The 26228-nt window shown below is 46.0% G+C and carries 20 protein-coding genes; 19 read left to right on the top strand and 1 reads right to left on the bottom strand.

Annotated elements, in window-relative coordinates:
* The first annotated feature begins 11 nt into the window (after positions 1-11).
* The 5 genes from ACHUFN_RS06075 to ACHUFN_RS06055 all read left to right on the top strand — a co-directional run bounded on the left by ACHUFN_RS06075 (position 12) and on the right by ACHUFN_RS06055 (position 8213).
* Positions 12-1052, top strand: coding sequence for an alpha/beta hydrolase (locus tag ACHUFN_RS06075; protein WP_394221413.1), 1041 nt, complete (start codon positions 12-14; stop codon positions 1050-1052).
* Positions 1053-1149: 97 nt separating this feature from the next.
* A complete protein-coding gene (locus ACHUFN_RS06070) occupies positions 1150-1743 on the top strand; it encodes a hypothetical protein (RefSeq protein ID WP_394221412.1) in 594 nt (197 codons plus the stop codon).
* 185 nt (positions 1744-1928) lie between these two features.
* Positions 1929-3302 (top strand): TolC family protein, encoded by a 1374-nt coding sequence (locus tag ACHUFN_RS06065; RefSeq protein ID WP_394221411.1) that lies wholly within the window; start codon positions 1929-1931, stop codon positions 3300-3302.
* 5 nt (positions 3303-3307) lie between these two features.
* The gene (locus tag ACHUFN_RS06060) at positions 3308-4966 is read left to right on the top strand and encodes an efflux RND transporter periplasmic adaptor subunit (protein ID WP_394221410.1); all 1659 of its coding nucleotides are present in this window, start codon (positions 3308-3310) and stop codon (positions 4964-4966) included.
* Positions 4959-8213: an efflux RND transporter permease subunit gene (locus tag ACHUFN_RS06055; RefSeq protein ID WP_394221409.1), complete on the top strand. Its 3255-nt coding sequence runs from the start codon at positions 4959-4961 to the stop codon at positions 8211-8213. The genes ACHUFN_RS06060 and ACHUFN_RS06055 overlap by 8 nt, the downstream gene beginning before the upstream one ends.
* 150 nt (positions 8214-8363) lie before the next feature.
* Here the strand turns inward: ACHUFN_RS06055 and ACHUFN_RS06050 are convergent, their stop codons facing one another.
* A complete protein-coding gene (locus tag ACHUFN_RS06050) occupies positions 8364-9578 on the bottom strand; it encodes a dipeptidase (protein ID WP_394221408.1) in 1215 nt (404 codons plus the stop codon).
* A 454-nt stretch (positions 9579-10032) separates the two neighbouring features.
* Here ACHUFN_RS06050 and ACHUFN_RS06045 point away from each other — a divergent pair, with 454 nt between their 5' ends.
* The 14 genes from ACHUFN_RS06045 to ACHUFN_RS05980 all read left to right on the top strand — a co-directional run bounded on the left by ACHUFN_RS06045 (position 10033) and on the right by ACHUFN_RS05980 (position 26228).
* A complete protein-coding gene (locus ACHUFN_RS06045) occupies positions 10033-10806 on the top strand; it encodes a SapC family protein (protein ID WP_394221407.1) in 774 nt (257 codons plus the stop codon).
* A 171-nt stretch (positions 10807-10977) separates the two neighbouring features.
* The gene (locus ACHUFN_RS06040; protein ID WP_394221406.1) at positions 10978-11802 is read left to right on the top strand and encodes a hypothetical protein; all 825 of its coding nucleotides are present in this window, start codon (positions 10978-10980) and stop codon (positions 11800-11802) included.
* Between the two features lie 471 nt (positions 11803-12273).
* Positions 12274-12732 (top strand): division/cell wall cluster transcriptional repressor MraZ, encoded by a 459-nt coding sequence (gene mraZ / locus ACHUFN_RS06035; RefSeq protein WP_012519465.1) that lies wholly within the window; start codon positions 12274-12276, stop codon positions 12730-12732.
* Positions 12729-13670: a 16S rRNA (cytosine(1402)-N(4))-methyltransferase RsmH gene (gene rsmH, locus ACHUFN_RS06030; protein ID WP_394221405.1), complete on the top strand. Its 942-nt coding sequence runs from the start codon at positions 12729-12731 to the stop codon at positions 13668-13670. Before mraZ ends, rsmH begins: the two co-directional genes overlap by 4 nt.
* Positions 13667-14002, top strand: coding sequence for a cell division protein FtsL (ftsL, locus tag ACHUFN_RS06025; RefSeq protein ID WP_394221404.1), 336 nt, complete (start codon positions 13667-13669; stop codon positions 14000-14002). The genes rsmH and ftsL overlap by 4 nt, the downstream gene beginning before the upstream one ends.
* Positions 13999-15774 carry a peptidoglycan D,D-transpeptidase FtsI family protein gene (locus tag ACHUFN_RS06020; protein ID WP_394221403.1) on the top strand — a complete coding sequence of 592 codons (1776 nt, stop codon included), beginning with the start codon at positions 13999-14001 and terminating at the stop codon, positions 15772-15774. The genes ftsL and ACHUFN_RS06020 overlap by 4 nt, the downstream gene beginning before the upstream one ends.
* Positions 15764-17314 (top strand): UDP-N-acetylmuramoyl-L-alanyl-D-glutamate--2,6-diaminopimelate ligase, encoded by a 1551-nt coding sequence (locus ACHUFN_RS06015; protein ID WP_394221402.1) that lies wholly within the window; start codon positions 15764-15766, stop codon positions 17312-17314. The genes ACHUFN_RS06020 and ACHUFN_RS06015 overlap by 11 nt, the downstream gene beginning before the upstream one ends.
* Positions 17311-18720, top strand: coding sequence for a UDP-N-acetylmuramoyl-tripeptide--D-alanyl-D-alanine ligase (locus ACHUFN_RS06010; protein ID WP_394221401.1), 1410 nt, complete (start codon positions 17311-17313; stop codon positions 18718-18720). Before ACHUFN_RS06015 ends, ACHUFN_RS06010 begins: the two co-directional genes overlap by 4 nt.
* A complete protein-coding gene (gene mraY / locus ACHUFN_RS06005; protein ID WP_394221400.1) occupies positions 18714-19796 on the top strand; it encodes a phospho-N-acetylmuramoyl-pentapeptide-transferase in 1083 nt (360 codons plus the stop codon). The genes ACHUFN_RS06010 and mraY overlap by 7 nt, the downstream gene beginning before the upstream one ends.
* 21 nt (positions 19797-19817) lie before the next feature.
* Positions 19818-21269, top strand: coding sequence for a UDP-N-acetylmuramoyl-L-alanine--D-glutamate ligase (gene murD / locus ACHUFN_RS06000; protein ID WP_394221399.1), 1452 nt, complete (start codon positions 19818-19820; stop codon positions 21267-21269).
* A complete protein-coding gene (ftsW, locus tag ACHUFN_RS05995; protein ID WP_394221398.1) occupies positions 21266-22675 on the top strand; it encodes a cell division protein FtsW in 1410 nt (469 codons plus the stop codon). The genes murD and ftsW overlap by 4 nt, the downstream gene beginning before the upstream one ends.
* The gene (gene murG, locus ACHUFN_RS05990) at positions 22668-23798 is read left to right on the top strand and encodes an undecaprenyldiphospho-muramoylpentapeptide beta-N-acetylglucosaminyltransferase (protein ID WP_394221397.1); all 1131 of its coding nucleotides are present in this window, start codon (positions 22668-22670) and stop codon (positions 23796-23798) included. The genes ftsW and murG overlap by 8 nt, the downstream gene beginning before the upstream one ends.
* Entirely contained in the window at positions 23798-25243 is a 1446-nt protein-coding gene (gene murC / locus ACHUFN_RS05985) for a UDP-N-acetylmuramate--L-alanine ligase (protein WP_394221396.1), read from the top strand. Before murG ends, murC begins: the two co-directional genes overlap by 1 nt.
* Position 25244: 1 nt before the next feature.
* Positions 25245-26228 carry a D-alanine--D-alanine ligase gene (locus tag ACHUFN_RS05980; protein WP_394221395.1) on the top strand — a complete coding sequence of 328 codons (984 nt, stop codon included), beginning with the start codon at positions 25245-25247 and terminating at the stop codon, positions 26226-26228.

Here is a 26228-nt window from a genome sequence, read left to right as displayed (position 1 = left end):
AGCGGAGAAGATTGGTGTCATTGAAGTCTTTTGTAAAAATGCTCACAGGTGTTGTTGCACTCTTAGGTACAAGTGTAGCTGTTGCCGATGGCAGCAGTGTTAAAGAACAGCAGAAGCAGTTTAAAGCATTTTACGAACAAGAATGGGGCCAAACGCAACCCTGTCGAGAAACATCGCTTAATCGCTTTGCTGTATGTAGCAATGTACTTCGCAATGAAGGTAATGCTCCTTTCATGCTCACTAACAAATCAAGTGACAAAGTAGCAGTGCTTATTCACGGGCTCAGTGATTCTCCTTTTTTCATGCGGGAAATCGCGAATATTCTATTTGAGCAAGGCTTTTCGGTAGTTGTGCCTCTTCTTCCAGGGCATGGTAAGCGAGACGCTGAAGATGATATGTCTGATTGGGATTTAGCTGAACGATGGCAGCAACATGTTGACGAGGTTATCAAGTTAGCCGACGGCATGGGGGATACCTTGATTGTTGGCGGATTTTCCACAGGTGGGGCATTAGCGGTAGAGCACTACCTAGACGGTGCTGAAAGTATCGATGGGCTAATGCTGTTCTCTGGCGCCATGGCGCTTTCTGATAATGCCGAAGGTATGTCTCGAATTTGGGGCATTAAGCTTCTAGCTAGAATCATCGATGGCAACTATGAAACTCATGGCCCAAATCCCTATAAGTATCCAAACGTTGCGGGCTTCGCCGGTTTGGAGTTGATGGACTTAATCAACACCATTCGCGAAAAAGTAGCAGAAGGCCAGCAAATTGACGTGCCGCTTTTTGCTGCTCACTCTCAAGCTGATGTCACCACCCCTATTCAAGGCGTAGAACAGCTGATGGAGGCCAGCAAAGGTCCTAACACGTTTTTTGTTGTTGATGAATCATACTCGCTTTGCCACGCCGATTTAGTAGTGAATACAGACCTACTCAACGACATGAATTTCAACGCTACTATGGTGAATCAACAAGAAGAATGTGCGATACCCAAAGCTAACCCACTGTTTTCTACAATGAGCCTAATGTTGCGCGATTATGTGTCTCAGTTTTAACAGTTGGAGGGCAGCTGGCTTTACTGCTTAAATACAACACGCTATTATTTTGTACAAATAATGTAAAAGATACCCTAAACCCATTGAGTGGTGTGACTTGAACAAGTTTCAGCTTCGCTTAACGCCTAAGCGTCAAAAGCTTAAAAGCGCTAATTCGTTAGTGCTCATTGTTATGTTGATGATGGCCCTTGTGTCGTCAGGCAATGCTGTATCTATTACACACGCTCATGAACGTGGCCATTCAATGTCTGATATGGCTTTCGGTATAGCGTCAGCCTCCTCTTCTTACGCGGTTCACCGCACTGATAGTATGGGGGGCAGTACTCATGCTAACGATAGCGCTTTCGAAAGAAAAAGCGATGCTGTTGCAGAAATAGCATCAACCTCTGAATCTGTTGGTTCCCACTGCCAGCATCAAGGTATGTCCTCGCGCAGCGTGCAGACACCGCAAAACACAGCGCATGTCGAAGTAGAGGACGTGGCGCTTGAAGATGATATGGATTGCTGTGAAGAGGAATGCAGTTGCCCTGCAGACCTTTGTTTTAACTTCAGTTCCACCGCACTACTACAGCCTTCAATTGAAACAGAAATTTTGGTTGCAAGGACAGCGGCCGCAAGCCTTATTGTGGGGCAATGTTCAACCCTTCATTTCGGGCAATTTCGCCCACCTAAATCACGTTTAGCAGCATAGATCTATCTCGCGAGCCTGTATTGAATTTGAAACTGACCTATCAAGATGATGTTTAAACTTCAATTTTAGGCGCTTTCAAACCCGAATATTTATGTGATCCGTGATGTTGTTGCTTTCTTTAATTGTTTTCTAAAGCGAAAAGCCGACCTTTTATCACGTATCACATCTAAAAAGTGATGTAAGACATGAGTTATTATTTTCTAACGAATAACCCTTTACGGCACGTTAACGCGACTTGCAGAATAAGCGTGTTGCTCTGTTTATTTTCTTTGTTTTTTCTGTATGCCAACTCAGCCAAAGGCCAAACTCTAAGCCTTGAACAAGCGTTTCAATTGGCCATTCAACACGACCCTGTACTTGAAGGGAACGTACACCGCGAGCATGGTTTTGAAGCACAAGCCGAAGCGGCGTTGTCTTGGGCTAATCCTCAAATGTCTGTGTCGGTACAAAATTTACCAACTGATGGTTTTGCCCTTGACCAAGAGCCTATGACTCAGTTCAAAGTGGGCCTTAAACAGCAGCTACCAAGGGGGGATGAAAACCGCTATAACCAGCAAAAATATCAGGTTATGGCAGATAAAATGTCGGTAGAAAACCAAGCTAGAAAAGCGTGGCTAAAGCGCGAGATTACACTTGCTTGGCTGAATTGGTTTTACTCTACACGCCGCATCGCATTGCTAGATAAAGAAAAGGCTTTGCTTTCGCAACTGCTTGATTTTACAAGCTCGAAATATAGCAAAGGCGTTGGCACCACAGCGCAACAGGATGTTTTACAAGTTCGCTTAGCATTACTGACTTTAGATGATAAGTATGTGCAGGCTTACCAGCGCCAAAACGAAGCAAAAGCCGCTTTTTCAAGGTGGTACGGCGCGCCGTTAGATGAATCATTTACTGCGCCTTCGTCAATGGAACTTAACGCTATTTTGCAAAGCAGTGACGTTAGCCTTGCTTCATTTGTAGCGGCGGTTGAGAGCAGTGAGCCATTTTCTGTACTACAGCACCACCCAGAAGCGTTATTGCTGCAATTTCAAACGCAGATAGAAACACAGAATTTAAAAATAGCTCGTGAACAAACCAAATCACAATGGGCATTTGAAGCAAGTTACGGGTACAGGCAAGACGAACCAAATGGAATGAGCCGCGCAGATTTTGTGTCGCTAGGTGTTCAAGTGGACTTACCGTTTTTTACGCAGTCTCGCCAAGATGCAACTATAGCAGCAGCAGCCGCTAAAAAGAGTGCATCTGAAACAGACTTTCGATTAAAGGTGAATGAGCTTGCCGCCAATGCCGATGTACTAAAAACGCGTCTTCTGGGATTAAGTGAAAGAAAGGCCCTTTTTGATACGGAGCTAATTAGTGAAATTGAACAATTATCAGAAGCAGAGCTTACCGCTTATACCAATGACACTGGCGACATCAGCGACGTAGTCAATGCCAACCTTAAGCTAGTTCAGATACAAGACGACGTGCTAAAAATTGACGTAGAGCGTGCTAAAACCTTGGCTGATCTCGTTTATCTATACCTGCCATCGCATGCGTTCAATTCAAACAAAGAGTAGTGACTATGCCATCTTCAATTAATATAAGCCCTACCACCAAAGGTTTAATCGTCGGCGTGCTAGTAGGGGCGCTTCTCGCCTTTGGTTTGACAACGCAGATAGACTATTCGTCTTCAAAAGATTCCAAAAATTCAAGCAGTACCGTTAGCGATGAAAATAAACCTCTTTATTGGGTCGCGCCCATGGATGATAGCTATCGACGGGACAAACCAGGAAAGTCTCCTATGGGCATGGACTTGGTGCCAGTATACCCATCAGATAGTACAAACTCGGGCGTAAGCAACAAGCGCACGCCCGGTACGGTTATGATTCCCCCAAATGTGCAACATAATATGGGAGTTAAGGTTGAACCTGTCCGCATTGGTACCCTACAGCAAACGATAACGACCTTGGGTAACGTTGCTTACGACGAAGACAGCATTGTTCACATTCATCCACGAGTATCGGGTTGGGTCGATACGCTGTTTATTAAGTCGCAAGGCGAGCAAGTTAAAAAAGGGCAGGCGCTGTATACCTTGTATTCTCCTGAGTTGGTTAATGCCCAAGAAGAGTATGTTCTGGCGCTAAGACGAGGAGACGCACGTTTAATAGAGGGTGCTGCCGCGCGCCTTAAAACGTTAGGCTTGTCGAAAGAGGTTATTACAAACCTAGAAAAAAGCAGACGTATCTCTCAAACGGTCACCTTTAATGCGCCACAAGACGGTGTGGTAGAAGCGCTCAACATCCGCGAAGGTTTTTATATTGAGCCAGGCAACACGTTAATGAGCATTGCTCAGTTAGACACGGTGTGGGTTATTGCAGAAGTGCCCGAAAAGTATGCGCAATCGATAACCCTTCACAATAACGCGGTTGTGACATTGGATGAGTTAGCCTATTCCCCTGAGGAAACATGGGAAAGTCACGTCGAATACATTTACCCTTCGTTAACGGAGGTAACGCGAACACTGAAAGTGCGTATTCCACTTAGCAACGAACGTCACGTCTTGAAACCTAATATGTTTACTCATGTTTCACTTAAACCTGAACTGCGCGCAGCGGCTTTACTTGTGTCACGCAGTGCAGTGATACGCACGGCCCAAGGGGCAAAGGTAGTGTTAAGCGACGGCGAAGGAAACTTTAAATCGGTAAATGTAGAGCTTGGACACAGTAATAACGAGTACTTTGAGGTAGTCGATGGCTTATTGCCAGGTGATGAAGTTGTTGTCTCAGCGCAATTCCTAATTGATTCAGAGTCATCGAAAAGCAGTGACTTTAAGCGAATGGCAGCGCCAGATCATCAAGCGACAACTACAGGCGTTATTAAAGCGATTGCGTTACCCGATGACAGCACCCACGATAATGATCATGTCTCTAATAATGGGCACGCCGTTCATAATACACATGCTCTTCAAAACGCTGAAATAACGATTGACCGAGGAGCAATAGAAAAGTGGGGACGTGGTCCTGCGGAGATGACATTTGCTCTGTCGAAACACATCGATGTTTCAACATTTAAAGAAGGGGACAGCATTGTATTTACTTTCGTCACTGGCGATGCATTTACCGTAATTGATATGCGTCACGCAGAAAAGGATGCTGATCACCACACTGAACACCACACATCGGATAACAAGGAAAATGGCCACGAGTCGATGAATCACAAGGAGCACATGCACCATGATTGAATCGGTAATTCGCTGGTCAGTAACCAATAGAGTTATGGTGCTGCTAAGTGCTGTCATGCTTAGTATTGCTGGTATTTGGGCGGTAAAAAATACCCCTGTCGACGCTATTCCCGACCTATCTGATGTGCAAGTTATTGTGAAAGTAAACTACCCCGGTCAGTCACCGCAAGTGGTTGAAGACCAGGTTACGTTTCCACTTACCTCGGCGTTGATGTCGGTGCCAGGTGCACAAACCGTGCGCGGCTATTCATTTTTTGGCGATGCTTATGTGTATATCATTTTCAACGATGATACTGACATGTATTGGGCACGAAGCCGTGTTTTAGAATACTTAAGCCAAGCGGCTACTCAGCTTCCAGAGGGTATAACCCCTCAGTTGGGGCCAGATGCGACAGGCGTGGGCTGGGTGTACATTTATGCGCTAGAAAATGATATTAACCAACCCAACGCGCTTGATGCTGGCGAGCTAAGAGCGTTGCAAGATTGGTTTTTAAAGTATGAGCTTCAGTCGGTTGAAGGTGTGTCTGAGGTGGCTTCTGTGGGAGGCATGGTTAAGCAATACCAAGTTATTGTCGACCCTGAAAAGTTGCGTGCCTACAACATTGTGCCTTCTATGATCGAAGTTGCCCTTAAGCGAGGAAACCGCGCAACGGGCGCATCGGTAATTGAAATGGCCGAGGCTGAATACATGGTTACGGCGCAAAGCTACATTCAAGGCATAGAAGATATAAAAGTGTTGCCCACAGGTGTTATTCAAGATGGTGTGAACATAACCATTAGCGATGTGGCACAAGTAGTAGAAAGCCCCTTAATGCGCAGAGGCGTTGCCGAACTTAACGGTAAAGGTGAAACCGTGGGCGGCATTGTGGTAATGCGTTATGGCGAAAATGCAAAAGCGACCATCGATGCTGTTAAAGAGAAGCTAGACGCCTTAAAAGCAAGTCTGCCTAAAGGTGTAAACATTGTACCGGTTTACGACCGCTCCACGCTTATCGACAATGCGGTAGATACACTTTCTCATAAGTTGGTGGAAGAGCTATTAGTGGTTGGTTTAGTTTGTGCCATTTTCTTGTTTCACCTGCGCTCTTCTATGGTTGCGTTAATCAGTTTGCCAATGGGCATTTTGGCCGCATTCATTGTAATGAAACTACAGGGCCTGAATGCCAATATCATGTCTTTGGGCGGCATTGCTATTGCCATCGGTGCTATGGTGGATGGCGCTATTGTGGTGGTTGAAAACTTGCACAAGCATTTGCATCAGCATGCGGCAACCGCGGCTGAGGGCGAGCCATCTAACATGCCGATAAACAGCGCGAAGCGGTGGGAATTAGTAAAAAAGTCAACCACAGAAGTTGGTCCAGCATTATTTTTCGCACTGCTGATTATTACCGTATCGTTTATACCTGTTTTTGCCTTGGAAGCCCAAGAAGGGCGTCTTTTTGCGCCGCTCGCCTTTACCAAAACCTATGCCATGGCAGCGGCAGCTGCATTAGCAATTACGTTAGTGCCAGTGCTTGCCGGTTATTTCGTTCGCGGTCGAATTCGCTCGGAAAAGGAAAACCCAGTGAACCGCGTGCTGGAAAATATTTACAAGCCAGTGCTTATGCGTTTGCTTAATTACCCGGTAGTAACGTTATTTGGTGCGCTAGGTTTTATCTTGTCGATGTATTGGCCCTTAAGTCAGTTAGGCAGTGAGTTTATGCCTGAATTAGATGAAGGTGACTTGATGTACATGCCTACTACGTATCCTAGTATATCGGTAGGGAAAGCCAGAGAAATTCTTCAGCAAACCGACAAGCTTATTGCGACTGTTCCCGAAGTAAAAACCGTATTTGGCAAGATAGGTCGCGCAGACACAGCTACTGATCCTGCTCCACTCACAATGATTGAGACCTTCATTCAGCTTAAGCCTAAGGCGCAGTGGAGAGATGGGATGACGTTAGGGAAGCTGAAAGAAGAGTTAAATGGCCTAGTGCAGTTTCCAGGGCTTACCAATGCGTGGGTTATGCCCATTAAAACCCGTATCGATATGCTTGCCACGGGTATTAAAACGCCAGTTGGAATTAAAATAGCGGGGCCAGAACTTGCTGGAATTGAAGCCATTGGCAAAGACATTGAGCGGCTTTTAAAAGACGTTCCGAATACGGCGTCGGTATATGCCGAGCGCGTTGTTGGTGGGCGCTATGTTTATGTTGATATAAATAGACAACTTGCGGCGCGCTATGGCATGACCATCGATGATGTACACAGCATTGTTGGAACGGCCATTGGCGGCAAAGTAGTGACCCAGTCGGTGGAAGGGCGAGAGCGCTTTCCCGTCAGCATGCGTGTCTCTCAACATTATCGCGATACACCACAAGCCATTTCCTCTATTCCTTTTGTTACGCCAAGCGGCGCCCACGTTACGCTAGGCGATGTAGCAAAGGTGCGTATTGACGATGGCCCTGCGGCCATTAAAAGTGAAAACGCACGCCTAAACGGTTGGGTGTACATTGATGTGTCGTCTGACTCAGCCGCAGGAATAGACTTAGGTGGTTATGTTGAAAACGCTAAAGCCCATTTGGCGCAGCATCTTGATTTGCCTGCTGGTTACTCAATTTCATGGGCGGGGCAATTTGCTTATTTAGAGCGAGCAAAAGCAAAACTATCGGTTGTAATACCACTTACGTTAGCCATTATCTGCTTACTGCTATACATGGCATTCAAACGTTTGCGCGATGTGGCACTTATACTTGTTACCCTTCCTCTGGCACTTGTGGGCAGTGTTTGGTTGCTTTATTTCTTAAAGTTTAATTTATCAGTTGCGGTTGGCGTGGGTTTTATTGCGCTGGCAGGTGTAGCGGTAGAGATTGGCGTTATCATGCTGGTTTATTTAAACCAGTATGTGTCTGAAGCGCTCACCAAACACAGTGCAAGTACAAATACTAGTAATGAATTAAGCGCTAGCGAAGACAACGTTAATGAACGCGTTACCCAAAGCGAAAACCATTTGATGCAGCAAGATGATTTAATTAAAAGCGCTATTGTTCATGCTGCAACAGCAAGACTTCGCCCTGTCATGATGACATCGCTTTCAATCATTGTTGGCTTGTTGCCCGTGCTATACGCCACGGGAACCGGAAGCGAGGTTATGCAGCGCATTGCTGCGCCTATGGTCGGTGGAATGGCAAGTGCGCTTGTGTTGACATTATTCGTACTACCAAGCGCGTTTTATTTGTTAGCGTGTCGGTCTTACAAAACGTCCTAGACCAAATAGAGCGTGGGGAAGCAATGACATACTTCCCCACGATTCGTTAGAACAATGAGCCTATTACTCACTCTTTAGCCGGTTACTTGAAACAGTTATGTTTAAGAAGCCGCTATTCTTATAAGCCACTATTTTAGAAGCACCGTGCAATTAGTGTGCTGCTGCGTAGTCTTCTACTTGCTGCCATACACGAAGAAGATTACCACTTAAAATCTTTTCAATATCAGCGCGGCTGTAGTCTCTATCCAATAACCCTTGAACCAAGTTAGGAAAACTAGCAACGTCTTTCAGTCCAATTGGCAGCGAATCGCCCACGCCGTCATAGTCTGAACCAATTCCAACATGTTCCACACCAATAAGCTTTACCACATGGTCAATGTGGTCAAGAACTTCATCTAGCGTTGAATAAGGGTAGGGCACTTCTTTGCGATAGTTGTCCTCGAAATCTTCTAGTTTCGGGCTGTCTTCGCCTTCTTTCTTGATTAGCGCTTTGCGGGCGGCGTTCAAACCACGGCGCCATGCTCCAGCTTCTTTTGATACAAAGCTAGAGCCAAAGTTAATCATGATAACACCACCATTCTCTCCAAGCTTTTTGATCATGTCGTCGTCCATGTTGCGCTCGAAGCCGGGCGTAAAACGGCGTAGTGAAGAGTGCGACGCAATAACTGGTGCCTTGGTTAACTCAATAACTTGATAAAAAGCATCGTCAGACACGTGAGAAATATCTAGCATAATGCCAATATTATTCATTTCGCCAACCAGCGTTTTACCAAAGGGGCTTAGGCCCTTCCATTTTCGACGCAGATCATACGACGAGTCTGAAATGTGGTTCGCTTGACTATGAGCAAGCGTAATATAGCGGATGCCTCGTTCGTAGAATGCCGTTAAATTAGCTAGGTCCCCCTGAATTGGCGAGCCGTTTTCCATGCCCATAGGTAAGGAAATAATGCCTTTTTCAAAGTGGGCTTTGACCTCTGACGGGCTTTTTGCAATGGCAAATTTATCAGGCGCACGAGCGACTATCGCTTCAACTGAATCAATGAGTTCGTGGGCAAGCTGTGTAGACTCGGGGGAATTGTCTAAACTTGCTGGAACATAAATACTCATGAAAGGCGCGTTCAAACCGCCGGATACGGCGCGCGGATAATCAAAATCACCATCTTTAGTCGCCTTTGTTACATCAACCCATTTTTCTTTCACACGGTAAGGCACATCAATGTGGCCATCTACAATTATGGTTTCATTGGCGATGCTAATGGCTTCTTCAGACGCTGAATAAGTAGGTGTGTCTGCTGCTACATGGTGTGAAGCAAAAAGCGCAGAGATGATTAATGCGCATGATGAAAGTGGGAAGCGCCCCTTCATAGTAAATCCTTATATTGTTTTTATCGCTAATAAATTGCAGGCACCAGCGTTTTCAGAAATTAGAAAAATGAAATTAAGTAACCGATAACGTTGCCGAATAGCGAATTTTAGTCTCTACGGCATTCCTTTACTGCTGGCAGTTAGGAGACTAATGGATATTTTGCGTCGCTACAATAGGCTCTAATACTACTGGTCAACGCAAAAAATTCGCACAATTGCTCATTTTTAGAGCGCTTGTGCTTCTTTACTTCAAGTTTACATTGCAATAAAAATTTAAAACTTGTTATGGTGAAGACTGCGTGACTTCATTGCGCGAATACGGGATACTCCCAAGCGCTGGGCCAGTAATCGATGGCATAAATACATCAACACGGCCGACGTAAATTTTTTAGTGGCACCCGCTCCTCTCACATAATTAAGCCGGGGCCACAGCTAACAAGTATGAGAAATAAATATGGCTATCAATTTTGTACCGCTAGATAAAGAAAAGCATAAAGACCTTAAGGTTGCGGTAAATACATCTTTCAGCTTTGCAAAGACTACACACCTTGCAGCGGCGTCAATTCGTGAATTCGCTCAGCTAGCAGCAACTATGCCGCTAGTGTTTATTAAAGATCCTAATACCAACCGTCATCACGTTGTAACTATGCTAGGTATGGATCTAGGTCAAAACCTTTTCCTTACGGGTGATAAATGGAAAGGCCCTCACGTGCCAATGAACATCCTTCGCTACCCGTTCGACGTACGCCGTGATGGTGACAATCTAAATGTTTACATTGATGAGAATTCAGATCTTATTTCTGATGAAGGTCAAGCGTTATTTACCGAAGCTGGTGAAGTGACTGAATTTCTTGCAAGTCGCCAAAAGTTCTTAGCTGACTTAGCGAATAGCGAAATGCTAACACAGCGTTTTGTTGCAAAAGTTGTTGATCTAGATTTGCTTGACCAAATTCAGATTCACCTGAACTATCAAGATGGTAAACAGCGCAACGTAACTGGCATGATGAGCATCAACGAGAAGAAACTTCTTGAGTTGCCAGAAGCTGAAGTACTTGACCTTCACAAGCAAGGTTTCCTAGGTGCAATTTACGCTGTAATGATGTCTATTGGCCAGCTTAACCGTCTTGTTGAGCTATCAAACGACACTGAAAACCCAATTCGCAGCATGCAAGTTTCTACTGTAAAAGCAGAAGAGCAAGCGCCAGCTGAAGCAGCGCCAAGCGCGTAATTGCTTTATCTATTTCAGATTCAAAAGCCTGCTTAATTGCAGGCTTTTTTGTATCTGAACATTTTATTCAGCTTTATATTCAGTTTTCGTCATTTTTCGTTCAGAAAGCGTTAAGTTTGAATGCTTTATCTTTCATGTCGTTCCCAACACAATTTTTTAAGGACAAAAGACATGAACAACCGCGCAAAAAAATTAAGCACAACACTAACCGCCCTTTCTTTAGCAACTGCCACTGTTTTTTCAATCTCTGCCGCTCATGCAGCCACACAAAACGAAGTAAAAGTAATGGCTGTCGACTTTGAAGGAATTGATGACAACCTTTATGGTGTTACATACGTTCGTTATCTTGATGAACTCAGCGGTAACAGCGGTGCTTATCTAATTAACCCCTATTTACTGCGCGTATCCAGTTTGTCTGGCGGTTATGCCACAGTAGATGGAATCGACGTATTTAATCTGGGTAGTACGTTTTACTTAGACAATACATGGATGATTGCCGTTGAAGGCGGGCACAGTAAATCTGACGATGAGTTCGGTGACGATGACTACACCAATATTAACTTAAAGGCAGGGTACAACTTATCGCGTGAATGGCAAATTGGTGCAGGTGTAATCTATGAGCATTCAAGCTACGACTACAATGTTAATGGAGAGAGTTTCAGCGGAAGTGAGAATAATACTTCACCTCTTGTATTCACCCGATATACCACCGTTGGGAATGCGGGAACTGGCTGGGACTTTACCGCCCAGTATATAACCGACGATGTTGACGTTTTATCGGGCAGTGCCAGATACTTTTTCACTCCAGGTTTGAGCATCGAAGGGAGCTATAGCTACACAGATGTGCCACGTGGTTTCGACAATGTAAAAAATGCAGGAGTGGCGCTTGATTACTGGGTAAATGAGCAGTTTTCAATATCAGCAAGCTATGAAACAAATATCGACAGCGATGCAGACAATAAGGTGGCTTCACTTTCAGCTTCATATCGTTTCTAAACGCAGACTTTTCCAAATTTCTTCCATGCGTTAACACGTAAAAAATAGAGAGTAGTGAGTTAGCAGTTAAAATTGTTAACTCACTTTTTAACCCCGTGTCACAGTACTCAGCCTATTACATTGTGCGCACCTGAATATGGTATTGTGTACATTTTACAGTCACCATCAATTTACGCTAAAAACAGCAGTTCATCGATTATTTTCATGTTTAATTTATCAAGTCTGAATATTTCTTAATCTTTTTTACACGCCTAATCATAGACTTCCTAAAAACACTGTATATCTAACCAGTTCCAACCCAGTATTTATGCGGCTTTCACGGCTTTTTTCTACTTGACAGTGGGGATCATTGATACCTAAACTGTATCTCAGTGGGTAAATGTGGCGAATTGTGGATCAAATCATCATCACTTTGCAGATTAGTACTCAAAAAACAAGAAAATCAAGAGCAAATAATAAAAGGCTAGGGGAATGTTCCGCGGCGCTAACGCAATCAATCTGGATACAAAAGGCAGACTGGCTATACCGACGAAGTATCGTCAGTCGCTGCTGGATGATTGTCAGGGACAACTAGTCTGCACAGTCGATACACAACAAAGTTGTTTGCTGCTTTACCCACTTCCCGAATGGGAAGAGATTGAGCTTAAACTCTCTAAACTTTCAAGTATGATCCCAGCTGAGCGTCGCTTACAGCGTTTGCTACTTGGGTATGCCTCTGAAGGTGAGATGGACAAAAGCGGACGAATTCTTGTTCCTACTCCACTGCGAAGTTTCGCAAAACTCTCAAAAGAAGTCATGTTAGTTGGTCAGTTAAACAAATTCGAAATTTGGGATGCCGATATTTGGGCACAACAAGTTGAAGCTGATATAGACACCGAACGCAAAGGCGAATTTGAACTTACCGAACGATTACAGGACTTCTCTCTATGACACAGCCTAGCGAATTTAAACATATTTCAGTACTGCTTGACGAATGTATTGAGGCATTGGCGATTAAACCTGATGGTACATACATCGATGCCACGTTTGGTCGTGGTGGGCACTCTGCACACATTTTACAGTCGCTAGGTGACAATGGCCGCCTTATTGCTTTTGACCGCGATCCTCAAGCTATAAAAGCCGCGGAGCGCTTTGCCGATGACAAGCGATTCAGCATTATCCATTCACCTTTCGGTGACATGGCTGAGGAAATTGAAGCGCTAGGACTTACTGGCAAAATTGACGGTGTGCTTATGGACTTGGGCGTTTCTTCTCCTCAGCTAGATGATGCCGAACGTGGCTTCAGCTTTTTGCGTGACGGTCCGCTTGATATGCGCATGGACACGTCTCGCGGTCAAAGCGCCGCTGACTGGTTAGCTAGCGCAGAAGAACAAGACATCACGCAAGTGATTAAAGAGTTCGGTGAAGAGAAGTTTGGCAAGCGTATTGCGCATGCCATTGTAAACACACGTAAAGATACGCCGATTACGCGCACCGCTCAGCTTGCAAAAATCATCGATGAAGCCGTACCTGTAAAAGATAAGTTCAAGCATCCGGCAACCCGTGCATTTCAAGGTATTCGTATTTACATTAATGCAGAGCTTGAACAGCTTCGTGTGGGGCTTAAAGCGGCAACGCAAGTGTTGGCAAAAGAAGGGCGTCTAGCTGTTATTTCATTTCACTCTCTTGAAGACCGCTTAGTTAAGCGGTTCATTAAGGATCAAAGTAAAGGGAAATCAGTACCACACAATTTACCGATAACGCAGGCTGAGATAGATGCAGACAAAGTATTGAAAGCCCTCGGCAAAGCGATAAAACCTTCGGAACAGGAGATTGCGAACAACGTTCGCTCTCGCAGTTCGGTATTACGTGTGGCAGAAAAGCTATGACGAAAGCCACGCCAGACAAGGCCAGCACTAATTTCAAATTACTGCTAATTATTGTTTCAGATTTGACCCGCAACAAGTTGCGGGTTTTGTTGTATTTAATGGTTATCACAAGTGCCATGGCGGTTACGCTTAGCAGTCATCACAATAGACAGCAGGTTATTGCTCTTGAAGACCTCATGCAGGAAAAAGACGAGCTTGACGTAGAATGGCGTAATCTGGTGCTAGAACAGCGTGCGCTAACCGAGCACAATCGAATTGAGAATCTCGTTGAAAAACAATTAGAAATGTACCGTCCAACTGCCGACGATGAAGTTGTAGTGAGGTTGAAATGAGTACGTCAGCACTTTCTCGTCAACGTAAAAAGTCGGGCGCAAAGCACAATGTCACGCCAAGTTTGATGCAATGGCGCTTTGTGGTTGTGCTTGCTGTGATCATGCTTGTATTTAGCGTGCTGGCCGCTCGCGCCGCCTACATTCAAGTCATTGAACCAGACGAACTTATTCAGCAGGGCGATAGTCGCACGTTAAGAACGCGTAATATGCCTACATATCGCGGCCTTATTACCGATAGAAACGGTGTTGAACTGGCGGTGAGTGTGCCGGTTCGAGCTATCTACGCCGACCCCAAAATTATTCACGAGAACAATGGCTTTGAAGAAGCGCGCCGCTGGGAAGCGCTTGCCGATGTACTGCGCCAAGACGTAGATGAGCTAAAAGACAAAGTGGCAAACCCGAAACGCCGCTTTGTGTATTTGCAGCGTCAGGTTTCTCCTGCTATGGCAGAGTATGTTGATAAGCTAGATATTCCAGGCATTTATCTTCGCCGCGAAAGTCGTCGCTACTACCCAACTGGAGAAGTGTCAGCGCAGTTAATCGGTGTTACCGACGTGGATGATACGGGCGTAGAGGGCTTAGAGCGCATGTATAACGAGTGGCTAACAGGCACGCCGGGCTCCCGTAAAATACGCCGCGATGCAAAAGGTCGTCAGGTTGAAATTCTAGAGACCACGTCAGGCGAAAAAGCAGGTGACCTTCAGCTTACTATCGACCAACGTATTCAAGCGCTCGCTTACAAAGAAATTAAAGAAGCCATGATTTATTATCAATCAAGCTCGGCTTCAGCCATTGTTATCGACGTGAAAAGCGGTGACGTTTTAGCGATGGTAAATGCCCCTTCGTTTAATCCGAACGACAGAAGTAACATATCTGCGCACAGAATGCGTAACCGCGTTATTACCGATGCCTTTGAGCCTGGCTCTGCGCTTAAGCCACTTGCTGTGCTTACCGCGCTTGAGTTCGGTGAAGTTGAGCCTGAAGACTCAGTGAACACTTACCCTGGTTGGATGCGATTGGGTGGAAGCTTAGTAAAAGACACGCGCAACTATGGCGAGCTAACGCTAGAAGAGATTATTCAGCATTCTTCGAATATGGGTACGTCAAAACTAGCGCTATCTGTTCCTAAGCAGTTCTTGCTAGATACGTACTATAACATGGGGTTAATGAGCGATACCGGGCTAAATATGGCGGGCGAAAGCAGCGGTATTTTCCACGAGCGTAGCCGGTGGTCAGAATTTGAGTTGGCCACATTGTCATTTGGTTACGGCATCTCAGTAACAACAGCTCAGTTGGGCAGACTATACGCCACCTTGGCAAACGGTGGAGTTAAAACACCACTTAATATTATTAAGTCGCCAGAGCAGCCTTCTTGGCAAGCGCAGTCTGAACGCGTAATAAGCGAAGAAAACGCAAAGGCTATTGTTCAGATGATGGAAAGCGTGACCCAGCGCGGCGGCACAGCAACAAAAGCATCGGTACCCGGTTATCGTGTTGCAGGTAAAACGGGAACTAGCCGTAAAGCCGTTGCTGGAGGCTATGGTGAAGAGTACGTGAATATATTTGCGGGCATTGCGCCAGTGTCAGATCCGCGCCTTGTTACCATTGTTCTTATCAACGAACCCGGCGGCGACTTGTATCACGCAGGAGATACTGCGGCACCTGTCTTTTCATCAATTATGAGCGGCGCATTACACATGCTAAACGTTACGCCAGATGACAAGCAGGTTACATCAAGTCGTTTATTGAAAGGAGGTCAAAGTGGTAGTTAGTGCCTTTATTCAAAGTATTAAAGCGCTTCTAGCGAAATTTGGTGTAGATGCACCTGACATTCGCATTGAAGGGCTTACGCTAGATAGCCGTGAGGTGAATACACGATTAGCGTTTTTGGCAATTAAAGGCCATGAACGCGATGGTCGAGATTTTATTCCACAGGCAATAAGTTTAGGGGCCCGTGTAATTCTGGCGCAAACTGAAGACAGTAGTGCCCATGGTCAAATGGAAATGCGTGACCACAGCGTCATTATATCTCTGTATGAGCTTCCGCAAATGCTGTCTGCGCTAGCCGCTGCATTTTACGATTACCCTGCACAAAAAATGACAACGGTTGCAGTTACAGGGACTAATGGAAAAACCTCGACAGTTCAATTGCTTACCCAGCTTAAAGATGCGTTGGGTACGCGCAGTGCAAGCATTGGAACCTTGGGTAGTAGCGTATTTGAAGGTGATGACACTCAGTGGACAAACACGCCAGCAGCTAACACAACGCCCGACGCCATACGTATGCAATATTTGTTGGCAGACTTTGTGCAAAGCGAAGTACGCCATACCGCCTTTGAAGCCAGTTCTCATGCTTTGGTTCAAGGACGACTTGGCACCGTTAAAACCGATATCGCCGTTTTCACCAACCTCACGCGAGATCACCTTGATTATCACGGCACAATGGAAGCATATGGCAAAGCCAAGCGTTTGCTGCTCCAACAGCCAGGGTTAAAAGCAGTGGTACTAAACGCAAACGATGATGAAAGTAGAAAATGGGATGGGGCAGCAGATACCGCTATTACACGTGTTTGGACCGGAATAGATGACAGCGAGGACGGCGCATTATTGAACGCCTATAACAATCCTCAAAGTCGCCATTGTTTCGCCACAAATGCGTCTTATCATGCAGGTGGATGTAGCTTTGAACTTATTAGTTCATGGGGAAGTGCAGCCATTTCTTTACCGTTATTCGGGAAGTTCAATATTAGCAATGTGCTTAGTGCAATTGGAACGCTGTTGTCCGAAGGCGAGCGCTTTGCAGACGTAGTAAAAGCGGTGAATGCCATTACGCCAGTGCCAGGTCGAATGGAAGTATTTCCAATTGAAGGTGCGGCTAATGTGGTTGTGGACTATGCCCACACACCCGACGCTTTGGAAAAAGTGCTGATGAGCGCAAAGTTTCATACCACTGGAAAAGTGTGGTGTGTGTTTGGATGCGGTGGCGACAGAGACAAAGGAAAGCGCCCGTTAATGGGACAAGCTGCCGAGTCAGGTGCTGATGCCATAGTGATCACTACAGACAACAGCCGAAGCGAAAGCCCAGAGGCTATAGCGAAGGATATTGTCGCGGGCTTGAAGGACAGTAAACTGGCAATTTCAATTCCCGACCGCGAACAAGCTATTCGTCATTGCCTTGAGCATGCAACGCAAAGCGACATCATCATTGTGGCCGGAAAAGGCCATGAAGATTACCAAATTATCGGTGACAAAAAGACTAACTATAACGAACGTGCAGTAGTGGCGCGACTGCAACAGGAGTACAGCAAATGATAACAACAACGCTGTCATGGATAGCCGAAAAGGTTAATGGAAAACTACTCAATGAAGCCTCAGACAAAGAAGTGTCTGCGGTAAGTACAGACACACGCACCCTTGAAGCTGGTGCAGTGTATCTGGCACTAAAAGGGCCAAATTTTAATGGCCACGATTTTATAGCAAACGCTGAAAAAGCAGGCGCAAGCGCAGTTATTGCAAGCGAGGGCGTTTCCACGTCGCTTCCTGTGATTTTGGTTGAAGATACCAAAGACGCCCTGGGGCTTTTAGGTGCTGCAGTGAAAGCACATGTTGCACCGAAGACTATAGCTATAACGGGCAGCAGTGGCAAAACCACAGTGAAGGAAATGTGTTCTGCCATACTAGCGCGCAGAGGCAATGTGCTAGCCACAAAGGGTAATTTCAACAACGATATTGGTGTACCGCTGACACTACTTCGTTTAGAGCCTCATCACGAATACGCAGTGATGGAGCTAGGTGCTAACCACTTAGGTGAAATTGCCTATACCACCAATTTAGTAAAGCCAGATGTTGCAACCGTTGTTAACGCAGCGGCGTCGCACCTAGAAGGGTTTGGCAGCTTGTTGGGTGTAGCGCGTGCAAAAAGCGAAATTTTTAAAGGCTTAGGTAGCGACGGCGTTGCCGTAGTGAATATTGATAGCCAATTTGCTGAGTTTTGGCAAGGCAAGCTTAAGCATACTAAAACGCTGACGTTCGCGCCCCAGCAGAAAAACGACGCCGATTTTAAAGCGCAAGATATCACCATTGGCCTAGACGGATGCGCCGCATTCCACCTCGTTTGCCCTCAAGGCGATATTGCGATTCAGCTAACCATTCCCGGTGTACACAATGTAGGCAACGCGTTAGTCGCTGCAGCGTTAACGCTTCAGGTTGGCGCAACGCTTGAAAACGTACGCGATGGTTTGCTTGCAATGAAGCAGGTTAGCGGACGCTTAAACGTGAAACAGCTGACCGCGCAAGTTCGCCTGTTAGACGACACTTACAACGCTAACGTGGCATCAGTAAATGCGGCCATCGATACGTTAAGTAGTTTCTCGGGTATTCGAGTACTTGTACTTGGCGACATGAAAGAGCTTGGTGAAAAAGCCCGTTACTACCACGAACAGGTGGGAGAGTACGCTAAACAGAAAGGAATAAACTACCTATACACTATGGGGGTGTTGAGTCAGTCAGCCAGTGCTGTGTTTAATAAAAATAGTGGTCATTTCAGCGATGTTGAAAGTTTGTTGGCCGCAATGGAGAGTGATTTGTTAGTGCAGCAGCGCGATATTTCAATTTTAGTTAAAGGTTCACGCAGTTCCAAAATGGAGCGCGTGGTAGAGGCGATCGAGGCCTCTGCGCTGGGAAAGCACGATAGCCGTCGGGAGCGCATAGCATGTTAATTTGGCTTGCCGACTGGCTTACGCAATTCGAGTCAGGGTTTAACGTATTTTCATACCTTACGTTACGTGCAATTTTAAGTACGTTAACGGCCTTGCTAATTGCCATTCTTATTGGCCCTAAAATGATCCGTTATTTGCAGCGCATGCAAATAGGACAAACGGTGAGAGACGATGGCCCGCAAAGCCACTTGTCAAAATCAGGCACGCCAACTATGGGTGGTTTGCTGATACTCGCGGCAATTGTAATAAGTGGCCTGCTATGGGCCGACCTTACAAATCGCTATGTGTTGGTGACCCTTACAGTGGTTGTGGCTTACGGTATTATTGGGTTTGTTGACGACTACCGAAAGGTAATACGCAAAGACTCAAAAGGGCTCATCGCGCGCTGGAAATATTTCTGGCAGTCAGTGGTGGCGTTGGGCGTTGCTTTCTATCTATATAGCAGCGCCACAATCAGCGCTGAAACCTCGCTACTGGTGCCTTTCTTTAAAGAAGTATTTCCGCAGCTAGGTGCCTTTTTCATCATTATTACTTACTTTGCCATTGTAGGTACAAGTAACGCGGTGAACCTAACCGATGGCTTAGATGGCCTAGCAATTGTTCCTACTATTTTGGTAGCTGCGGCGTTCGCTATTTTTGCTTATGTGACGGGGAACGCGAACTTTGCTGAATACCTGAATATTCCGCACATACCACTTACCAGTGAGCTTGTGATTGTGTGCACTGCCATGGTGGGGGCGGGGTTAGGCTTTCTTTGGTTCAACACCTATCCAGCGCAAGTATTTATGGGCGATGTAGGCTCGCTAGCGCTAGGTGGCACCTTGGGTGTGCTTGCTGTTTTAGTGCGCCAAGAGTTGGTGTTAATCATTATGGGTGGTGTTTTTGTAATGGAAACCCTGTCGGTCATTCTTCAGGTGGGCTCTTACAAATTGCGTGGCCAGCGTATTTTCCGCATGGCGCCCATTCACCATCATTATGAATTGAAAGGCTGGCCAGAGCCGCGTGTTATCGTGCGCTTTTGGATCATTTCTATCATTTTGGTTTTAGTGGGTCTCGCTACCCTCAAGCTTAGATAAGCGCTTAAGAGATAAACATTAATGTTGTATAACGTACGTGAGCATAGTTATGTAGTCGGTGGCCTAGGTGTTACAGGTCAGGCTTGCGTGCGCTTTTTGTTGCAAAACCAAGCAACTGTTAAAGCGTTTGATACACGTGCTAATTTTACCGCGCCCGATACGCTTGACTCTAACTTGCAAGCTTTCTTTGCAAATAAAGTTACTTGTAATGCGCTTAGCGCAGACTACTTTGATGGTGTTGACACCTTGGTGCTAAGTCCAGGTCTTGCGCTGAATATTGAACAAGTAGCCCTAGCGCGAAAATGCGGCGTGGAGGTAATTGGCGACGTAGAGTTGTTTGCGCGTTTAAACGCCTCAATGAGCGGTGATACGCCAGCCAAACGTGTAGTAGGCATAACCGGTTCAAACGGTAAAACCACGGTCACTTTGTTAGTGAACCATTTACTTAATGCTTGCGGTGTAAAAAGTATTGAAGCAGGCAATGTAGGCAGGCCTGTACTTGAAGCGTTTGAAAGCAACGCAGAAGTGGTAGTAATGGAGCTATCAAGCTTTCAGCTGGAAACCACTTCAAGCCTTGTGCTTGAAGCCGCCACTGTACTTAATATTTCCGATGATCACTTAGACCGCCACGGCACGCTTGAGGCATATATCGATGCCAAGCATCGCATTTTTGTTAATGCTAAATGCGCTGTGGTATGGCGAGATGGTGAGTTCGTTATGCCAGAAGAACAGCGTATTGCTGAAACTGATGCGTCAATAACGTCTAAATCAAGCTCACAGTCGCTGGCTTCACAAAATATTATTGAGTATGGACTAGGCGAGTCGTCTACCGGTTTTGCGCTTTCGTCTAGCGTAGATGACGGTGGCCAGTGCATAGTGTTTAACGGCCAGAAGCTTATAGCACTTAGCGACATACATTTAGCTGGCATGCATAACGTGCTAAACGTCATGGCTGCGCTTGGTATTTGCTTTAAATTAGGTGTAGCGCCTGATTTGGCGGTTAAGCATCTACACAGTTTTAAAGCCGCGCCTCATCGCTGTGTGGAAATTGCTCGTGTAAACAATGTTCGCTATATCGACGATTCAAAAGCAACCAATATTGGTGCCACCGTAGCAGCCCTTGAAGGATTAGCCCCCACCATAGAAGGAAAGCTTATTCTTATTGCGGGTGGTGACGCCAAAGGTGCTGATATGGCCAGCCTTACACCTTACCTAAATCGATATGTATCGCACTTGTTTGCTTTGGGCAAAGATGCACATCTTTTCGAAAAGAATTTTGCGCATACAACCCGTGTCGCAACCATGAAAGATGCAGTAAAAGCGGCAACAAGGCTCGCGGCCTCTGGTGATACCGTATTACTTTCACCGGCATGTGCAAGCTTAGATATGTTTAAAAACTATATGCATCGCGGTGACGTGTTCAAACAAGATGTATACGATTTTCATAACATAAATGTGGAGGCTGCATCATGATGGCTGCCTCTACAAAGCTAAGCGCGTTATTTGCTGCAAAACACGACGGTCAGCCGTCGACAACGCACCCCTATGATGTAACGCTTATTTTAATTGCGTTGGCGCTTATGAGCATCGGCGTTGTTATTGTAACCTCGGCTTCTATGCCTGTGGCTGATAGGCTGCACGACAATCCTTTCTATTTTGCTATTCGCCATGGTATCTACATAGTCGGGGCAATTATTGCGGCTATGGTTGTCCTTAACTTGCCTATGCAATTTTGGCGTATGACTAACCCTTATCTGCTGCTTGCTGCAATAGCCCTGCTTCTTGCTGTACTGGTAGTGGGGAGGACGGTAAATGGCAGTACCCGCTGGCTGGCAATTGGCCCTATTACCATTCAAGCTGCCGAGCCAGCAAAGCTCTTTTTCTTTGCGTATTTGGCTGGCTATTTGGTTCGCCGTTACGAAGAAGTTACCGAAAACTTGAAGGGTTTTATAAAGCCCCTAGTCGTGTTCTTTGTTCTAGCAATGTTACTCCTACTTCAGCCTGATTTGGGTACAGTGGTCGTGATGTTCGCAACCACCATCGGCTTGCTGTTTTTGGCAGGCGCGCGCCTTTGGCAATTTTTTGCGTTGGTATTTGTTGGCATATTGGCCGTGGTGGCGCTGATCGTTTTCGAAGAATATCGCCTTAAACGGGTAACCTCATTTCTAGACCCGTGGGCCGACCCATTTGGCGCAGGTTATCAGTTAACGCAGTCGTTAATGGCTTATGGTCGTGGTAACTGGTTTGGGCAAGGCCTAGGTAATAGTTTGCAGAAATTGGAATTTTTGCCTGAAGCTCATACCGACTTTGTTATGGCTATCTTGGCTGAAGAGCTTGGCTTTGTTGGTGTACTTGCCGTCTTAGGTCTTATTTTATGGATGGTGTTGCGCGCACTTAGCATTGGAAACAAGGCGCTTGAAAAAGGGCGGGCGTTTGACGGCTATCTGGCCTACAGCATCGGTATTTGGTTTAGTTTCCAAACGGCGGTAAATATTGGCGCAAGCGCTGGTATCTTGCCAACTAAAGGACTAACACTGCCGCTAGTTAGCTACGGCGGTTCGTCGCTTATTATTATGTCTGTTGCTGTGGCCATACTGCTTCGTATCGACTTTGAGCTACGTGTTGATGGTGTGCAGGCCATTGGCCGAGGTGATAGCAAAGACGGTAAGAAAAAACCGCGCCTCAAAAAGCCTATTGCTTCAAGCTCAGGTCAGTCTAATGGCGCAGCTAAACCGCACGAACAGGCCGATGAAGAAGACTTCGCAACAGCCACCGTTGCAGCTAAGCCTGCCGCCAAAACATCAAGTGCAGAAGATGAAGGTAAAGCTGGCATTAAAGCCATACTCGCTCGCGTAGCGCAGGAGGCAGACAATGGCTAAGCGTTGCTTAATTATGGCTGGTGGCACTGGTGGTCACGTATTCCCTGGTCTTGCTGTGGCTAATGCTCTTAGAAGTGAAGGTTGGGACATCCATTGGTTGGGCACTGCCGAGCGAATGGAAGCGCAAGTTGTTCCCAAACACAATATTCCTATTCACTTTATTGAAGTGAAAGGTTTGCGTGGTAAAGGTGTATCGGCACGTCTTCAAGGCGCCGTTGCTTTAGCAAAAAGCTTGTTCTCGGCAAGACGAATTATTAAACGGCTTCAACCCGACATTGTTGTTGGGTTTGGTGGCTATGCGAGCGGCCCAGGTGGCGTTGCAGCAAAAAGCTTAGGTATTCCCGTTATTGTACACGAGCAAAATGCTGCGGCAGGAATGACCAATAAACTTCTTAGCAAAATTGCAAGCCGAATACTGCTTGGCTTCGACGATGCGAAAGAACAATTTTCAGGGGCAGCTGGCAAAGTGCATACTGTTGGTAACCCTGTTCGCGATGATATTTGGCAGGTAAAGCCTAAGTCTATAGACATTAACACAGACGCTAGTGAAAACGCTCTTGAAAATACCACAGAGCATAAGCATGGGCTAAACATGCTTGTGGTAGGTGGCAGCTTAGGGGCACAGATTCTAAATGAAACCGTGCCAGTAACTTGTGGCGTACTGGAAGGTCTATCGATAAAACACCAATGCGGAAAAGGTAACAGTGAAGGTGTTGTTAGGGCTTATGAATCTGTGGGCGCTGACATGTCAAAAATTAACGTTAGTGATTTTATTGATGACATGGCCGCAGCTTATGAATGGGCTGACTTCATTGTATGTAGAGCAGGCGCGCTTACGGTAAGTGAAGTTGCTGCCTCTGGACGTGCGGCAATTTTCGTGCCGCTACCGTTTGCTGTAGACGATCACCAAACTAAAAATGCGCAATCGTTAGTGAAGCAAAATGCAGCGCTAATGATTGCACAGTCAGTATTAAAAGAAAATTTGGGGCAGGCAGTACGTCAGTGGTTACAACACCCTGAAGACTGCTTAAAAATGGGTGTTCTTGCCAAAACATGTGCAAGCACTCATGCCACGGAAAATGTAGTAAGCCACGTGAAAAGCGTGGTAGGAGTAGGGGACTAATGGTTTTTAAAACCCCATTTGAAAGCCCGCAAATGCGCAGGGTGAAAAATATATTCTTTATCGGTATCGGCGGAGCCGGTATGGGCGGCATTGCAGAAGTGCTGCTAAACGAAGGTTATGCAATTGCTGGCTCTGATATTCAAGAAGGGCCAATGACTCAGCGTTTAAGCGAATTAGGTGCTGATGTGAAAATTGGTCATCGCGCCGAAAATGTTGAGGGCATGGACGTTATTGTTGTGTCTAGTGCTATTAACGAGCAAAACCCAGAGATTATTGTTGCCCGTGAAAAACGCATTCCGATTATTCGCCGCGCAGAAATGTTGGCAGAACTAATGCGATTCCGTCACGGCATAGCGGTAGCAGGTACGCACGGCAAAACGACCACAACCAGTTTAATTTCGACCATTTTCGCTGAAGCGGAATACGACCCTACGTTTGTTATCGGTGGCTTGCTAAATAGCGCTGGCACCAACGCTCGTTTGGGAAAAAGCCGCTATCTTATTGCTGAGGCAGATGAGAGCGATGCGTCCTTCCTTCACCTGCAGCCAATGGTGTCGGTGGTGACAAACATTGAAGCCGACCATATGGACACCTACGGTGGTGATTTCTCAAAGGTAAAAGATACCTTTGTCGATTTTCTGTCTAACCTACCTTTTTATGGCCAGGCAATAGTGTGTGGCGACGACGCGAATATTCAAGAAATTCGCCCGCGCATAGGTCGCAGTATTCTTACCTACGGCTTTGAATCTCACAACGACTATCGCGCAGAGAATGTTTCTCTGTCATTCGGTAAAGCGAATTTTACCGTTATTCGCCCAGAGCGAGAGCCGCTAGATATCACGCTGAACCTCACCGGTAACCACAATGTTCTTAATGCGCTTGCTGCTATTGCAGTGGCGACCGACGAAGGCGTAGATGATGATGCCATTATTCGTGCATTAGCCAGCTTTGGTGGTATTGGCCGTCGATTTGAGCAATTAGGTACATTTAACACCAGTAAAGGTGAGGTGTGCTTAGTTGATGATTACGGTCATCACCCTACAGAAGTAAGAGCTACTATTGCCGCTGCGCGCGCAAACTGGCCAGATAAACGTTTGGTTATGGTGTACCAACCTCATCGCTTTACGCGAACTCGCGACCTGTATGAAGACTTCGTTGAAGTGCTTTCCAGCGTTGACGCATTACTGTTACTTGATGTGTACGCAGCCAGTGAGCAACCCATCGAGGGCGCTGACAGTAAATCGCTTTGTCGTTCAATTCGCCAACGTGGACAGCTAGAGCCTGTGTATGTGGGTGATAAAGACGCGCTGCCGGCTATATTGGCGAATATCATGCAAGACGGCGACATTGTGATGACCCAAGGCGCAGGTAATATTGGACAAATTGCCAAACTACTTGCTCGACACGAGTTAGAACCGACCACACTTGCAAAGGAAGGGGAGTAAGATGGATAAACCTTCAGTAAGTATTCACTCACAAAAAACGCATTCTCCTGAAGAATATGGCAAGGTTGCGGTGCTATTGGGCGGTGACTCAGCTGAACGTGAGGTGTCGCTTAACTCTGGTACTGCTGTAATGAATGCATTGATAAGACAAGGCGTAGATGCCTTTGCGTTTGATCCAGCAGAGCGACCACTCACAGACCTTCTTGAGCTAAACGTTGACCGAGCGTTAATTATGCTGCACGGTCGTGGCGGTGAAGATGGCTCTATGCAGGGTGCGCTTCAGCTGTTGAAAATTCCTTATTCAGGAAGCCGTGTTTTAGGTTCAGCACTGGCAATGGACAAAATTCATACTAAGCAAGTGTGGCAAAGTTTGGGTCTACCCACTGCAAAATATGAAATTGCTGATAAAAGGCACTTTGAAGCTGGTAAGTGCAGCGCTATAATGGATAAATTGGGGAATGAAGTCATGGTAAAACCGGCCCGAGAAGGGTCGAGTATTGGCATGGCAAGAGTGACAAGCGCTAAACAGCTCGAAACTGCCATTCAGGACGCCTTTAAATACGATAATCAAGTCCTGTTAGAGCAGTATATAGATGGCCCTGAATTCACTGTTTCTGTATTGCAGGGACAGGCGTTGCCGTCTATTCGCATGTCTACTCCACATACGTTCTACGATTATGCTGCGAAATATCAGGATAATACAACGGAATATTATTGCCCAAGCGGTTTGTCTGAAGAGCAAGAAGCACAGCTAGCAAAACTAGCATCGCGTGCTTTTGACGCTATTTCAGGTAGCGGCTGGGGCAGAATTGACGTTATGCAGGACAACCAAAGGCAATTTTATTTGCTAGAGGCGAACACCGTACCTGGCATGACTGAAAAGAGTTTGGTGCCAAAGGCGGCCAAAGTTGCAGGCTTAACATTTGATGAACTGGTATTGAGTATTCTTTCTACCAGTTTTGACGACGTTGCAAACAAGGCGTAA

It is taken from the genome of Alteromonas gracilis (assembly GCF_043642145.1).
In the GTDB taxonomy this organism is placed as follows: Bacteria; Pseudomonadota; Gammaproteobacteria; order Enterobacterales; family Alteromonadaceae; genus Alteromonas; species Alteromonas gracilis_B.
The sequence above is the reverse complement of the archived record's forward strand: the minus strand, read 5'-3'. Positions and strand labels throughout refer to the sequence as shown.